The 262-nt window shown below is 46.6% G+C and carries 1 protein-coding gene; it reads right to left on the bottom strand.

Annotated elements, in window-relative coordinates; all coding sequences use genetic code 11:
• Positions 1-262: superoxide dismutase family protein (locus AAEZ03_RS27830; protein WP_350583132.1), on the bottom strand; the 262-nt coding region annotated here is incomplete at both ends.

The raw sequence follows: 262 nt of genomic DNA, 5'->3' as shown, positions 1-262 counted from the left end.
ACCATTCATATCATCAGGGTTAGAGTGCGGTTTGTTATCTGGGTTGAAGTGACCACCTGCCGCTTTACCCATATTACCGCAGCTACCTGTTTCATGAATATGCAATGATACCGTCTTACCTGGCTGCAAGTTCATCAGTTTACCGTAGACTTGTACGCCACCATCTACTGGGCGTAGGAATACTTGACCCACTTCACTATTGTTACCAGCGACTGCCTTGATCGTCGATTTTAGCGCAGGTTGGTTAAGTGGATTACCGGTT

The sequence above is a fragment of the Pseudomonas sp. HY2-MNA-CIBAN-0224 genome, from assembly GCF_040310285.1.
Classification (GTDB): Bacteria; Pseudomonadota; Gammaproteobacteria; order Pseudomonadales; family Pseudomonadaceae; genus Aquipseudomonas; species Aquipseudomonas helleri.
This window is presented reverse-complemented; position numbering and strand designations above follow the sequence as displayed.